This is a genomic window from uncultured Dialister sp. (genome assembly GCF_900538805.1).
Classification (GTDB): Bacteria; Bacillota; Negativicutes; order Veillonellales; family Dialisteraceae; genus Dialister.
The window spans coordinates 1-13,169 of the sequence record NZ_UPZP01000065.1 but is presented as its reverse complement, the minus strand read 5'-3'; the positions used below and the strand labels follow the sequence as shown (position 1 = coordinate 13,169).

General features: G+C 51.4%; 11 protein-coding genes. 4 read left to right on the top strand and 7 right to left on the bottom strand.

What is annotated here, in order from left to right; translation table 11 throughout:
* Positions 1 to 101: 101 nt before the first annotated feature.
* Both QZQ29_RS06595 and QZQ29_RS06590 read right to left on the bottom strand, forming a co-directional pair.
* Complete coding sequence (locus QZQ29_RS06595; RefSeq protein ID WP_296961436.1) at positions 102 to 1,031, bottom strand: LysR family transcriptional regulator; 930 nt, start codon at positions 1,029 to 1,031, stop codon at positions 102 to 104.
* A gap of 424 nt (positions 1,032 to 1,455) precedes the next feature.
* A complete protein-coding gene (locus QZQ29_RS06590; protein ID WP_296961434.1) occupies positions 1,456 to 2,799 on the bottom strand; it encodes an LPO_1073/Vpar_1526 family protein in 1,344 nt (447 codons plus the stop codon).
* A gap of 167 nt (positions 2,800 to 2,966) precedes the next feature.
* Here QZQ29_RS06590 and QZQ29_RS06585 point away from each other — a divergent pair, with 167 nt between their 5' ends.
* The 3 genes from QZQ29_RS06585 to QZQ29_RS06575 all read left to right on the top strand — a co-directional run bounded on the left by QZQ29_RS06585 (position 2,967) and on the right by QZQ29_RS06575 (position 6,137).
* Complete coding sequence (locus QZQ29_RS06585) at positions 2,967 to 3,752, top strand: adenosylcobinamide amidohydrolase (protein WP_296961431.1); 786 nt, start codon at positions 2,967 to 2,969, stop codon at positions 3,750 to 3,752.
* A 463-nt stretch (positions 3,753 to 4,215) separates the two neighbouring features.
* Complete coding sequence (locus QZQ29_RS06580; RefSeq protein ID WP_296961428.1) at positions 4,216 to 5,199, top strand: zeta toxin family protein; 984 nt, start codon at positions 4,216 to 4,218, stop codon at positions 5,197 to 5,199.
* A 53-nt stretch (positions 5,200 to 5,252) separates the two neighbouring features.
* Positions 5,253 to 6,137, top strand: coding sequence for a QueG-associated DUF1730 domain-containing protein (locus QZQ29_RS06575; RefSeq protein WP_296961426.1), 885 nt, complete (start codon positions 5,253 to 5,255; stop codon positions 6,135 to 6,137).
* Positions 6,138 to 6,537: 400 nt separating this feature from the next.
* On the opposite strand, the gene QZQ29_RS06570 is transcribed toward QZQ29_RS06575, so the two are convergent.
* The 5 genes from QZQ29_RS06570 to QZQ29_RS06550 form a co-directional block, all read right to left on the bottom strand.
* Positions 6,538 to 7,818 (bottom strand): metallophosphoesterase family protein, encoded by a 1,281-nt coding sequence (locus QZQ29_RS06570; protein ID WP_296961423.1) that lies wholly within the window; start codon positions 7,816 to 7,818, stop codon positions 6,538 to 6,540.
* 409 nt (positions 7,819 to 8,227) lie between these two features.
* The gene (locus tag QZQ29_RS06565) at positions 8,228 to 9,022 is read right to left on the bottom strand and encodes a TIGR03915 family putative DNA repair protein (protein ID WP_296961421.1); all 795 of its coding nucleotides are present in this window, start codon (positions 9,020 to 9,022) and stop codon (positions 8,228 to 8,230) included.
* An 11-nt stretch (positions 9,023 to 9,033) separates the two neighbouring features.
* A complete protein-coding gene (locus tag QZQ29_RS06560; RefSeq protein WP_296961418.1) occupies positions 9,034 to 10,278 on the bottom strand; it encodes a putative DNA modification/repair radical SAM protein in 1,245 nt (414 codons plus the stop codon).
* 421 nt (positions 10,279 to 10,699) lie between these two features.
* Positions 10,700 to 10,885 carry a tryptophanyl-tRNA synthetase gene (locus tag QZQ29_RS06555; protein ID WP_296961416.1) on the bottom strand — a complete coding sequence of 62 codons (186 nt, stop codon included), beginning with the start codon at positions 10,883 to 10,885 and terminating at the stop codon, positions 10,700 to 10,702.
* Positions 10,886 to 10,900: 15 nt separating this feature from the next.
* On the bottom strand, positions 10,901 to 11,845 hold the full coding sequence (locus tag QZQ29_RS06550; protein WP_296961413.1) for a cytochrome d ubiquinol oxidase subunit II: 945 nt from the start codon (positions 11,843 to 11,845) through the stop codon (positions 10,901 to 10,903).
* A 359-nt stretch (positions 11,846 to 12,204) separates the two neighbouring features.
* On the opposite strand from QZQ29_RS06550, the gene QZQ29_RS06545 reads away from it, so the two are divergent.
* The gene (locus tag QZQ29_RS06545; RefSeq protein ID WP_296961411.1) at positions 12,205 to 12,465 is read left to right on the top strand and encodes a hypothetical protein; all 261 of its coding nucleotides are present in this window, start codon (positions 12,205 to 12,207) and stop codon (positions 12,463 to 12,465) included.
* Positions 12,466 to 13,169: the final 704 nt, after the last annotated feature.

Here is a 13,169-nt window from a genome sequence, read left to right as displayed (position 1 = left end):
ATGCAATGCAAGGAATGAGGCGACGCGAATAGCGAGCTATTTAAGGAGCCTCATGACGAAGCAGTGCATAAAAATTCTTATATAAAAGCAAACTCTATGAATTAATCAGTGCTTCCCTTAGTTTTCCTGCTGCGAAAGCTGGCCAGTATCTCATTCACATAGGCCCGTATGAGAGAGGCCTCCGGGTGGTCCTTCCGGTAAATGAGATAGCCGTCTGCCAAAAGGGGCACCGCAAGCCTTGATATGCCATCCGTGCACCCCAATGCTTTCAACAGCCGCTCCGGCAGGAGAGCGCCGGCTTCATTTTCCTGGCAGTAGTGGACAATGGCATAGGGAGAGGAAAGCCTGGCGGAAATCCTGTATTTCATAGGAACATCCATAAAATAATCGGTGTAAATCTGGTTCATATAGTAGCTGGACGGATAGAGAACCAGCGGCATGGATAGGATCTGCTCCCTGGTGAGGAGACTTTTTCCCACATCCATGCGGGGCCCGTAGTATACCATATTGTCCCTGCAGAAGCGGACCACCGCATAATCCTCCCGACTGGCCCCGTCGGGCAGGCTCTTCTCCACGAAATAGGTGGAAACCACGTCCAGCCGTCCTTCCGTCATGGCCTGGTGAATCTGGTAGGTGGGCATGTCGAATACATTGAACTGCAGGTTCGGATGAAGCATGCGGAAACGGGCCACGTGGCGGTTCATCTGGATATCCCCCAGGGAGCGGAGGATGCCCACATTCAGTTCTACCGGTTCGTCCTCCTCCGGACGGATATCATCCACGATTTCCCGAAGCCCCTCCATCCATTTCCTGATACGGGGAAGAAAACGTTCCCCGTCCTCGGTCAAATGGCTGCCCCTGGGGGACCGTTCAATGAGCTTCACCCCCAGGGTGCACTCCAGACGCTTGATTTGGGCGCTGAAGGCGGACTGGGTAATATTGGCCTCCCGGGCTGCCCGGGCAAAATTGCCTACCCGTCCATAGATGATAAAGCATTCCATCTGCGTAATGGTTGGTAAATTATCTATCATTTCAGCATTTCTGCTCCTTCTGATTGGTAATTTTCAGGGAAGCACCGATTCACCGATTCATTCATACATATAGAATTTACTTTCATAAGAAATTGTATGCACTGCTTCGTCATGGGATTCCTTGGGAAGCGCTGATTAAATCGTTATCGGATTTCATTCTTGTGTTTTTATTCAATGCAAGGAATAAGTCGACGCGAATAGCGAGCTATTTAAGGAGACTGATGAGGTCGATTGGATAAAAATACTTATGAAATTCGATTCTGCGAATGAATCAGTGCTTCCATAATCAATCATGGGGAAATGAAATCCATTTCCCCCGTTCCATGGGCTCTTTAGGCAAAAGAAAATCTGCCGCAGGGCGGCAGATTTTGAATATCCCCAATCCAAAGCCAACCGGCCCAAGGAAGCAGTTTTTATCGTAGAGTTACATCCAGTGGCTGAGGTCGAAATCTTCCCCAATGGTTTCACGGATGCAGATTTTGGCAATATACATGCCCATAAGGGTCAGGGAAGAACGGCGGATCATGCTGTTATCCCAGATATTCTGCAGTTTCTCCAGATCCGGAGATACCCTGCCCAGAATATATCCCATTTCCTTCCTGTCATAATTCACAGGACGGGATTCCACCAGCGCCAATACGCTTCTTCTTGTCACCTCATCATCCAGGCCCATGTCGTCAAAGAGGCCCGACAGGGTAGATTCATCCACCGCCGCCGGCTTGATATAAGAATTATACAGACTGGGCACCAGGGTTCCTTCCGGCCAGGCGCCATACACCGAAGCCAGCTCGCTCTTCATGCAGCCCCGGAAAGCAAAAATCAAAGGATAGGAATCATGGAGCACCTGACCGAAGGGAATGTCCTTATTGGCCAGGGACACGCAGTGCAGATATTCCAGCTGCTGGTAGCCTGTGTACTCATCAGGCAGCTTGTAAAGGAAGGGGGTAATATACTTTTCCGCATATTTTCTCAAATGCTCGGCATCCACATTGTCCGTATTCCGGGAATAGTGGAAAATGAGGAGAAGCGCCAGGGCATGGAATTCACTTTCCTCCATGCGGGGCATGGCCTTCAGTGCATCGTAGGCAAGTATGGTCTTCGTGTCGGAACGGCTGCCCCTTGCCACATCGGAAAAGGCATCGGTTACCATTTCCAAAACCGTAGGCGTAGGCATCATCACATAAGTGCGCTGGGCATTCTGCATAGCCTCCTGCACCATAATGTGGGTCAGCGTATCCACCGCTTCCCTGTTCTTCATGTGGAGTCCTTCGATGAGATGCTGGGTCACCCGGCGGGTATCCTGCTCCACCGTAGATGACACCGCACCGTAGCGGTTCAGGAAATGACGGACGAAATATTCCTCCAGAGAATTGAGGTCCGGCGCCGCGTTAAACACATAGGGCTCCGGTTCCGGAGGGAACGGACTCTTGGCACTGGAAGCAGAAAAAGCATCCTGCCCTTTGGATTCGCCAAAATCCTTTCTTGTGAATACTTTTGTCTTTTCCTCTTCTTCCTCATCAAAACGCACAGGAGAAGGACGCTTCGGTTTCACAGGGATAATCTGGGTAGAATCGTCCACCTTCTTCGCCTTATGAAGAAAGGAGGGCTTCTTTTCTTCTGTCGGCCGGATATTTTCCTTCTTTTCCCCGCCTGTTTCCGGTTCTTCCTTCTTCTTTGACTTCAGAGGAAAACCGCAGATAACGAAATAAGAAACCGCAAAGAAAAGCGCTGCCACCGCAGCAAGCACTATATAGGGAATAATAACCATGAAATCTCCTTGTCTCTTACACTGACATAAATTCAGTTACATGGTATCATATTTTCGGATTCACTTCAATCATACCGGGACCTACAGTATAATAACCTTTATAAATATACAGCAATATCCCGCATGCTAAGGAAGAATTAATCAGCGCTTCCCTAAAGGAGAAAATCATGGAATACATAGAACTTGCCATTCCGGGATGTCACCTTTCCGTATCCCCGGACAATCTGCTCATTACCTCAAAGCGGCCCCTCCGCTCCCTCTCCACCGCTATCTATGGCGGCGGCTTTCGGACCATCCGCTATGCATTAAACCGCCGGCTCACAGAGTTCTACCCGTCGGAAAAGGACTTTCCCGGCGGCTCCGTGGCGGCCTACTTGGAAGGATGTGCCAGGAGCCTTGGCGCCAATCCAAAAGAAAGCGCCGTCCTCCTCACCGCCGCCACCGTAAGTCTCTACTCCCGTAAAACCATAGAGGCCGGGCCGGTGCTGGTGGAAGCCATCACCACCGGCGGCGTGGAAAAGACAGCCTGCCGTGCCTCCTCCCCTGCCCTTTACAGGGAAGAAGCGGGCAGCTTTGCTCCTTTAGGCACCATTAACATGATGGTTCTTCTGAAGGGCAGCCTTCCTGACGGCATTATGGCCAGAGCCCTCATCACCCTCACCGAAGGAAAGACCGCCGCCCTGCAGGATTTGGGCATTGCCGACGTAAACAACGGCCTTCCCGCCACCGGAACAGGTACCGACGGCGTCACCTTCATCACCGACCCTGAAGGTCCTTCCTTCACCGACGCCGGCCCCTTCTCCGAACTGGGCGCCGCATTGGCAAAAGCAGCCTACGAATCAGTCACCGAATGCCTTGTGAAATACGACCACCCCTGGAACGCATCACCGCTGCTTATGACGCCTATGGCAGTGGATTTGGGGAAACTGCGGGCTGAGAAAAAGGGTTCATAAGGTTCAGAGGGTTCATAAGGTTCAGAGGGGAAGGTATCGCCTGACGGCGATGAGTTTTATAGTCAGCGTTACGGGATTACCTTCCCGCCTCCTACTGTCATCCTCGCAGCGAAGGATCTCGGTAAAAACAGTAAGTGACAACAATGCCAGTAAATACCAGTCGACTGGGAGGAGCTGCCTCGATGGCTTTTTCCTCGTCCGCAAGGGCGGTTGTACATTTTTTCATACTGGCGCCCTTTATTTTGAAGGGCGCCTACCACCACCCTTTGAACCTTTTGCACCTTTTGAACCCTCTGAACCCGGGCCGACAAAGTCGGCCCTTTTATTTCTTTCATAGACAAATCCCCTGCTCTTTGTTATGATGGAGAAGAATGTATATGTATTTTGAAAAGGAGTTGGTCAGGCTATGCCCTATGACGAGCGGACAATCAGCGAATTAAGTGAATCTGCGGAAATTACCCCCATGGGAATTCAGCTGGAAGTGAATGCGGAGATTTTTACCACCATCCACAACCTGCTTTGGACCATGAAAGATGAAGTGGAAATCGACAGGGCTGATGAGTCCCGTCTTTACAGTCTCTGGCGCACCACCATCCGCGAGATGTCACTCATTGAGCTCCGCAAGGGACACGGTCTTCCCATGTCCACCCAGGTGGGCATGCTCCAGGAAGCATATAATATAGAAACCCGCTACATGGCGGACCAGATTTTCCGTCCTGTGAACGCCAAGTTTTCCCGCCAGCTGGCAGCGAAGGCAAGTGTTTTCGACCCCGCTGAAATGGATGCACTTTTTGAAAAAACAGTGTGGCCTTCCATAAAGGAAAACAAGAAGGGCGGGCAGAAGCACCCCATGGCCTTTATCATTGCAGGACAGCCGGGCTCCGGAAAGACCCGCATGTCTTCCATGATTATCGAAGAGTACGGCGGAAATATCATCCAGTCCATGGGTGACAATTTCCGAGGCTTCCACCCCCGTTTTCGGGAACTCATGAAGAAATACGGCCAGTACTGCGCCTGCTTCTCCATGGAACAGGGAAAATATCTGTCAGACCTCACTATGAAGAGGGCCGCTGAAGGCAGGTACCATATTCTTCAGGAAGGTTCTTTGGAAAACGTGGCCCACACCCTGGACTACATTTCCTATCTGAAGGACATGGGCTATGAAATCTGCGTCCTCCTTCGGGCCTGCCCGAAAAAGGAAAGCTGGAAGGCCATTCATCAGCTCTTCCTCCAGCAGCGCCTGAAGGCCCCCGGCCTTTCAAGGCTCATTACCAAGGACTATCACGACAAGGCCTGCATGGCCTTCCTGTCCGCCACCAACGACCTCATCAGCCAGAACCTTATGGACCGGCTCATTATCAAAAGTCCCAAGGGCCTTCTCTACGACAGCGATGACATGCCTACGGAACGGGTCAGTGAACTTCTGGCCAAACGAATGGTAAAATAAAAAGCAGCGGCGCCCGGATGGCGCCGCTTTTATTGATTTCAAAAGGAATTTTCATGGACCCGAAAACACTTTTCATGAACACCGCCCGCTCCATGGGCCTTACCGCCTGCGGCGCCTGCAGCATTCACTTTTCCGAAGAACTTTCAGAAAGACTCTCCCAGGCAGGCCCGGTGCCCTTTGCGCCGACGGAGGCAGAAAAAAGGCTGTCTCCGGAAGCCCTCCTCCCCGGCGCAGAATCTTTCTTCGTCATCCTATTTCCCTACAAAACGGAAGAACGGGAAAGGGGAAATATTGCCCTCTACGCCCGGCCGGAGGACTACCACCGCCTAAACCACCGGTACATGGAGCGCATCATCATCGCCGTGAAAGCAGTGTATTCGGAGGCAGAATGCAAAGCTTTGACAGACACCTCCCCCATGGTGGACCGATGGCTGGCCTACGCGGCGGGACTGGGATTTTTCGGAAGGAACCATTGCCTCATCCATCCGGTGTACGGCTCCTACGTCACCATCGGTGCCATCCTCACCACCCTTTCCCTTACTCCCGATAAGCCCCTCACCCTTTCCTGCGGTGACTGCCATCTCTGTGAAAAGGCGTGCCCCGGAAAAATCATAGGAAAAGAACCTTTCAATCCCTGGCACTGCAAATCCTACCTCACCCAGAAAAAAGAAGAACTCACAGAAGAAGAAAAAAACATCATAGGGAGAACGCCCCTTATCTTTGGCTGCGATGCCTGCCAGGACTGCTGCCCCTTTAACCGGAAGGCGCCGCCTTCGCCGCTCCCTGAAATCCGGGAAAACCGGATTCCCACCCTCACCAGGGAAATGATGGACTCCCTTTCCAACCGCTCCTTCGATAAAACCTATAAAAACTACGCCTTCGCCTGGAGAGGGAAAAAAGTGCTCCTTAGAAACTGGGATATTGTGCACGGGAAATAAAAATGCGCCCCAAGGGCGCAAAGGGGCGCCGCTGCCGCGGCAGGTTGTATAAAAGGGTTGTGGTTCGCTTCGCTCAGGGGGCATGAGAAAGATTGTGGCGGCGGCAGCATTATGTGCTTCCCCTCCCGCAGGAGCGGTCATTCTGACCCCAGTCGAAGAATCTCGGTACATGGCAATGGTGACTCCCACCAGCCCACTAAAGAATCCCGATAGGCGGGAAGACTGCCGATTGGCAGTCAGGTTAGCGTGGAGTATCTTTCCGGCTCGCAGCGTAGTGCACCCCCGCGCCACTTCGTGGCCCTCTCCCCCTAAAGGGGGCGCAAGGCGTTACGGGATTTCCTTCCAGCTGAAATGTCATCTATCATCTATCATCTACCATCTATCGTCTATCTTCTATCTCCTACCCCTTCCTCACCACTGTTTCATGGAGTTTGGTGCCGTCGGGGAGATAGCCTGTGAGGACCAGTTTGTCCTCCGATGCTTCCAGGATGGAGTAGTTGTCCGTTTCCGGCTGGGGCGCCACGTATTCATCCAGTTCGTGCTTTTTCCAGAGTCCCGGGTAGCGCACGTTGCCGGAAAGACCGTCGATGACATACACCGGGCCTTTGTCGGACCGTTTGAAATCGTAGATATGGCCTCTGTCACGGTAGGTGTGGAGATGGGCGGAAAGAACCAGGTCCACGCCGTATTTATCGAATACCGGCATAAAGTACTGTCCTTCTTCCGAGAACCCTTCTTCCCTGTGTGGCCGGCTTTCATCAGCAAAGCCGTACTGCAGAGGGTCCTTGTGCATGAGCACCACTTTCCACTTTTTCTTTGTTTCCCGAAGGTCCTTTTCCAGCCAAACCTTTTCTTTTTCATACAAATCCGGCATCCACTCTTTTTCTTCGTTCAGCGATGTATCCAGCACGGTGAAGTGCACATCGCCCCAATCGAAGGAATAGTAGTGGTTTTTAAAATCCCTGTTTCCATTATCCGGCAGGTTGAAATGGGTAAGGTAGCGGTCAGGCATATGTTCCTTCCAGTCCAGGGAGTAGGCTTCGTGGTTGCCCAGAGCCGGTGCCACGGGAATGCGGGAGAGAATGTCCTTCGTGCTGTCAAACCAGGTCTGCCACTGGTATTCGTCTTCCCCGTTGTCCACCAGGTCCCCCAGGGCAATCATGAAGGCTGTGTCCCGGTGATTATCCGCCGCGTGCCGGATGAGGTTTTTCCAGTCGGAATAATCGGAGCTCTGGGAGTCGGAGGTGACAATGACCTTGAAGGCGCCGCCATCGTCGGTGGCAAGGGGATACCAGGAGCTCACCCTGTTTTCCTCCCTTGTCCTGTATTCATAGGCCGTCCCCTTTTCCAGATTGGTCAGCTCCGCCGTATAAACGGTGCCGTTCTTAATGCCCCGGTTCCCTGCCAGTGCCTTTCCCGAAGCGGGAACAGTATAAATCGTGTCGGTTCCTTTCTTCCGGTATTCCAGGGAATTTTCCTTACTCTCAGGCATTTCCCACATCACGGTTCTTCCCTTTTCATTGTCCGCTGCCACCACCTGATGTACATTGAAGGGCTTCATGGTCTCCGTCACAGGACCGGAAGCTGCCTGCCTGGAGGAAGGAGCTGCCGGATTTCCGCAGCCCGCCATACCGGCAGCAAGGCCCAGAGCCAGCACCAGGGCTGTCCATTTCTTATTCATTTTATTCTCCTTTGCTTTCGTGTACTTATATGAAATCGATGGTAGTATTCTACAAGTTAAAGTAAACTTCAAGTCAAGTGCTTTTCAATGAAATCCGTTCTGCGACGCGATAACTGTTTTATTTTGAAAAGGGCCTGTGAAACCGGATTCCTTAGTGAGCTAGGGAAGCACTGATTAATTCGCAGAATCGAATTCCATATGTATTTTTATCCAACGCTGCGTCATCAGTCTCCTTAAATAGCTAGCTATTCGCGTCGACTTGATTCCTTGCATTGAATAAAAATACAAGAATGGAATCCGATAACGATTTTATCAGCGCTTCCCTAGTGGCTGGTGAGAGTCAATATCGAACGAAATCTTCTATTTTCTATCGTCTACCTTCTACCTTCTATCTTCTATCTTCTATCTTCTATCGTCTACCTGTGCTATCTTCTATCTTCATCGGCAGATCCTCACGATTATAGGGATCTTCCATTTCCGTGAGGAGGGACCAGTATTTCTTTGGAAGGAAGTTTCTTCTTTCCCCCGGGTTTCTTCTTTCTTCGATGCCCATATGGCGATAGTAGCTTCTCCACAGCCGCCTGAGTTCTTCTTCCGATTGGCTGTATTTCACGTTCTTTTCTTCTTTCTCCACGGTGCCCATGAAGAGATGTCCGTTTTCGTAGACCGCCGCTTCGTGGCGGCCTTTGTCGTAGATGGCCCACCGTTTCTGGGAGAACCGTTCTTTAAAGTGGACTGCCAGAATGGGCAGGATGTCATGGTCCGGTTTCATGACGGCATAGAGCATGCCGTCTTCCAGTTCACTGAATCGGAGAATGCCGCGGAATTTTTCCGCTTCATTTCCCACGGCCCGGCACATGGCAAGAATATCCTGCACCCACGGCTCTTTTTGATGAGTGTAGATTTTCTTTCCCATTTTGAAGCCTTCCTTCAGGAAATAAAAAATCTTCATTTCTTTCCCCTCTTTGTTGGAAAGGAAGGCGCGGTACATCCAGCGCTGTGCCTCACGGCCGCATTTTTTCTCAAAGGCCGCCGCCACCTGTTCCGCATGAAGGTAGCGGGTGTCCACCATATAGGTCATGCCGAAGAGCTGTCCTTCCCCGTTATCCGGGGCAATGCCTTCCAGCCTGCTGGTGCCGAAGTGATAGATTTCATAAACCGCCGACAGAAAGCCGGGGTAGGTGCCGTCATAAATAAAGTACATGGTCTGTTTCCTCATGTCTGGGTATCAAAAAGGCTCATTTCCCGCACTTCCCGGACTGCCGTCTTCGATACGAGGCGGTTTCTGAGATTTCTGTCATCAATGGAGATGCCGCCGTAGTACCGGCCGCCTGCGGTGATGAAATAGCGGGCCCTTTTCATGACAATGCCCACCCTTCTTAGGTCTTCAAAGGAAAGGTTTCCGTACCGGCGTAGTTTCACGATACGGAGGGCACTTTTCACGCCGATGCCCGGGACACGGAGAATCATTTCATAGGAGGCCCTGTTGATTTCCACCGGAAATAGCTCCCTGTGCCTTAAAGCCCAGGTGCACTTGGGGTCCAGTTCCTCATCGAAATCCGGTTCCTCCGGCGTAAGGATTTCCTCTGCCTGGAAGTGGTAGAACCGAAGGAGCCAGTCCGCCTGGTAGAGCCTGTTTTCCCGGGAAAGCGGCGGCCTTCGAAGGGCCGGCAGGTTCTTCCCTTTCATCACCGGCACATAGGCGGAATAGTACACTCTTTTAAGCGATGCCTTCCGGTAAAGGCCCTGGGTAAGAAGGAGTATCTGCCTGTCACTTTCGCCGCTGGCGCCTACAATGAGCTGGGTAGTCTGCCCGGCGGGCACGAAGGAAGGCGCCCTTTTGAAATGCTTCTTTTCTTCCCTGTGGGCTTCGATGGACTCCTTGAAAAATTTCATGGGGCTCAGGATGGCGTTCCTTGTTTTCTGAGGCGCCAGAAGGCGGAGAGATTTTTCCGAAGGCAGTTCGATGTTCACGCTCACCCGGTCCACGTACCGTCCCAGTTCATTGAGAAGGGTCCTGTCCGTGCCCGGTATGCCCTTCATGTGGATGTAACCGTTGAAATGTTCCCTCTCCCGCAGAAGCCGGGCCGTCTTGATGAGAAGTTCCGTGGTGTAGTCCGGAGAGCGGATGATGCCGGAGGAAAGGAAAAGGCCTTCAATGTAATTCCTTTTATAAAATTCGATGGTCAGCATGACGATTTCCTCCGGCGTCAGCATGGCTCTTTTCGTATCGTGGCTCCGACGGTTCACGCAGTATTCGCAGTCATAGATGCAGGAATTGGTCATCAGTATTTTCAAAAGGGACACACAGCGCCCGTCGGCAGTCCAGGTATGGCATATGCCGCTCTTATGACCATTGCCCAGTCCCCCTGCATTGGCCCTTGCAGAACCGCTGGATGAGCAGGACACATCGTACTTGGCGGCATCTGCCAGTATGTCAAGCTTTTCTCCGATATCCATATTTCCTCCTAGAACATTTTTTCTTGACCCATTATACCATAAAACAGAATGATTGTTCCAGTGGAAATATAAATAAAGGGGGCAGAAACACGGCTTTGCCGTGAACGGGGCGCCGCTTTGCGGCAGGTTGTATAAAAAGGTTGTATTCGCTGCCGCGAAGGGGGCGAAAAAGGTTCAGAGGGTTCAAAAGGTGGTGGTATCGCCTGCGGCGATAAGTATGAAGTCAGCGTTACGTGCTTTCCTCTTTCCTCTCACCCTCCGAATTGCCATTCCTTGCGCGATCTTAAAATGACAATGGGAAAAATTCTGCATGCAAAAAGGAGCTGTTTTTCACAGCTCCTTGGACATTATTTCTCTGCTATTTAAGGAAACTTATGACGAAGCATTGGATAAAAATACATATGAAAATCGATTCTGCGAATTAATCAGTGCTTCCCTTGTCTTCGGAATCCTTTTTCTCCACCTTTTTCAGGACCACCGAGGAGCCCTGTTTTTCGGCTTCAAACTTATCTTCTTCCGTCAAATGCTCCGAATCCAGCACGATTTTCACGCCCATGCGGTCCAGCATTTCATCAATGGTATGCTGTGTCTTAAAAAGTTCACCCATCTGTATCTGCCTCCATTAAATATGATCTTTCCATTCATAATACTCCTTTTTCCGGATCTGCCGCCACAGGAAAGATCCCAGGGTCCACACGAAGGCAATGACCAGAAGAGCCGTACTTGGCATGCCGTCCATGGCCTGCTTCAGGGAGTCCACTTCCACCGTGAAAAGGGAAGGAAGCACGGCGGCATAGGCGGAAAGGTAAATGGCAATGGCAAAGAAGGAAGAAATATAAGCCGCTGCCAGCCCCACCTTTACGTGACGCATACGGGTCATGAAGAAAGCCAGCACGAAAAGAATGGCCGTTGCCACCAGGCTGATCCAGAAGAAGCTGCCGTAGGTATTGGAATCACCGGCGTGACTCTTCAAAAGAATGGCCAGAATGATATAGACCACCACATTCAGCACACTGGACACCAGGAAAGCGGCGCGGAACCGTTCTGCCAAAGGATTCACTGCCTTCACCGCCCCGTACAGGGTGCCCAGCTGGAAGGCGGCCAGAATCATCCACAAAGCGCAGAAAATGCCAAGAATGGAAAATTTGGCGCCGTCATTCATCAGAAGAGAAGAGCCCGCCAGCCCCATCACCGCCAGTGCCGCATAGGAAAAGGCGGAAATCAGTTTCATCACCGCCGGCTGGCTGAACTGGTTTCGTAAAAGAGAAGCCGCCATGCGGAGAAGGGCTCCCGCTGCTACCAGCACAATGAGGACGATATTTTCCGTGTGGAACAGATTGTCCGAAACACCGGGAATAGCAGCGCCCATCATGAAGAGGCCCAGGAAATACCAAAGCTCGTTGCCATCCAGGCAGGGACGAAGGAGACCAAGGACCGCCCTGTTTTCATCCCGGCTGCGGCAGACCAGGGGGGCAGAAAGGCACAGCCCCCAGTCCGCTGCTTCCAGAATCATGTATAACCCGAAAAAGCAGAGTGGCAAAAGCAATACATTCGAATCAGCGTTCATAAAATCCTCCAACTATCATTTTTTAGAAAGAAAACGGGATATTTTTCTTTCAGATAACACCCTTTAAAAGTATACCACAACCGGACGAAATGCAACAAAGTTTTTGATTTCCTAGGGAAGCACTGATTCATTCGCAGAATCGAATTTCATAAGTATTTTTATCCAATGCTGCGTCATAAGTCTCCTTAAATAGCTCGCTATTCGCGTCGACTTATTCCTTGCATTAAATAAAAATACAAGAATGAAATCCGATAACGAATTAATCAGCGCTTCCCTAGAAACCCCGTTTTGAACTCCACCCCTGAATCTGCTATGATACATATAAATAAAAGAAACTGATTTGCACAGGAGGGATATGTATGAATCTGTCAAAACTGGTGAAAGCGCTTCTCCTGGCCCTGGCGGCCGCTGCGGTATCCAAAAAGATGAAACCAAAGGCAAAGGACATATTAACTGCAAAAGCCAGGCCCGATTCTTCCGTGCCGGATATATTAAAGCCCCTGGAACCGGTGACAAAGGCCTACTGGCTCATTCATCCCCAAAAGGCCCTGTACCTGTGGCTTTTCCAGAAATCCTTCGGCTTCGCCTGGAACCTGGCGAAGAGGTATTTCAGGGAATAGGGGCCGCTGTGCGGCCCCGGGTTCAGAAGGGAAAGGTTCTTAAGATGGACGGGGCTTTCGCCCCGAAGGTTCTTAAGTTTGACACAGCCTGTGGCTGCGAGGGTTGTGGTATCGCCCATGGACACGCCCTACGGGCGTGAGGGTTGACGGCTCCCTGAGCCGAAGGTTCTTAAGGCTCTTAGGTTTGACGGCCCTTCGGGCCGAGGGTTGTGGTGGCGGCTAGCGCCGCAATTTATAGTCGGCGTTACGGGATTTTCTTCCCGCCGGACACTTGTCATCCTGAGCGCAGCGAAGGATCTCGTTAAGAATCGCAAGTGAAAGAAATGTCGATAAATACCAGTCGGCGGGAAGGCTGCCGATTGGCAGTCAGGGCAGCGTGGAGTATCTTTCTGGCTTGCAGCGTAGTGCACCCCTGCGCCACTTCGTGGCCCTCTCTCCACGGGAAAGCGTCTCACACGATTCTCAGGTCGCTATCGCTCCCCCTACGAATCGTGTTCGCTTGCCACCCCTAAAGGGGGCACAAGGCGTTACGTGCTTCCCTTCCCGCCCTACTCGTCATTCTAAGCGCCGGCGAAGAATCTTGGTGCGTACCGATGGCTCTTTTCCAGGGAAGCGCTGATTAATTCATTGTTTGCTTTTATTCTTGAATTTTTATGCAATGCAAGGAATGAGGCGACGCGAATAGCGAGCTATTTAAGGAGCCT

What these genes read in the sequence shown, in the direction of transcription:
- QZQ29_RS06585 (WP_296961431.1), top strand. Translation starts at nt 2,967, where the DNA reads ATGGAATACATAGAACTTGCCATTCCGGGATGTCACCTTTCCGTATCC.
- QZQ29_RS06595 (WP_296961436.1), bottom strand. Translation starts at nt 1,031, where the DNA reads ATGATAGATAATTTACCAACCATTACGCAGATGGAATGCTTTATCATC.
- QZQ29_RS06560 (WP_296961418.1), bottom strand. Translation starts at nt 10,278, where the DNA reads ATGGATATCGGAGAAAAGCTTGACATACTGGCAGATGCCGCCAAGTAC.
- QZQ29_RS06590 (WP_296961434.1), bottom strand. Translation starts at nt 2,799, where the DNA reads ATGGTTATTATTCCCTATATAGTGCTTGCTGCGGTGGCAGCGCTTTTC.
- QZQ29_RS06550 (WP_296961413.1), bottom strand. Translation starts at nt 11,845, where the DNA reads ATGAACGCTGATTCGAATGTATTGCTTTTGCCACTCTGCTTTTTCGGG.
- QZQ29_RS06580 (WP_296961428.1), top strand. Translation starts at nt 4,216, where the DNA reads ATGGGAATTCAGCTGGAAGTGAATGCGGAGATTTTTACCACCATCCAC.
- QZQ29_RS06545 (WP_296961411.1), top strand. Translation starts at nt 12,205, where the DNA reads ATGAATCTGTCAAAACTGGTGAAAGCGCTTCTCCTGGCCCTGGCGGCC.
- QZQ29_RS06575 (WP_296961426.1), top strand. Translation starts at nt 5,253, where the DNA reads ATGGACCCGAAAACACTTTTCATGAACACCGCCCGCTCCATGGGCCTT.
- QZQ29_RS06570 (WP_296961423.1), bottom strand. Translation starts at nt 7,818, where the DNA reads ATGAATAAGAAATGGACAGCCCTGGTGCTGGCTCTGGGCCTTGCTGCC.
- QZQ29_RS06555 (WP_296961416.1), bottom strand. Translation starts at nt 10,885, where the DNA reads ATGGGTGAACTTTTTAAGACACAGCATACCATTGATGAAATGCTGGAC.
- QZQ29_RS06565 (WP_296961421.1), bottom strand. Translation starts at nt 9,022, where the DNA reads ATGTACTTTATTTATGACGGCACCTACCCCGGCTTTCTGTCGGCGGTT.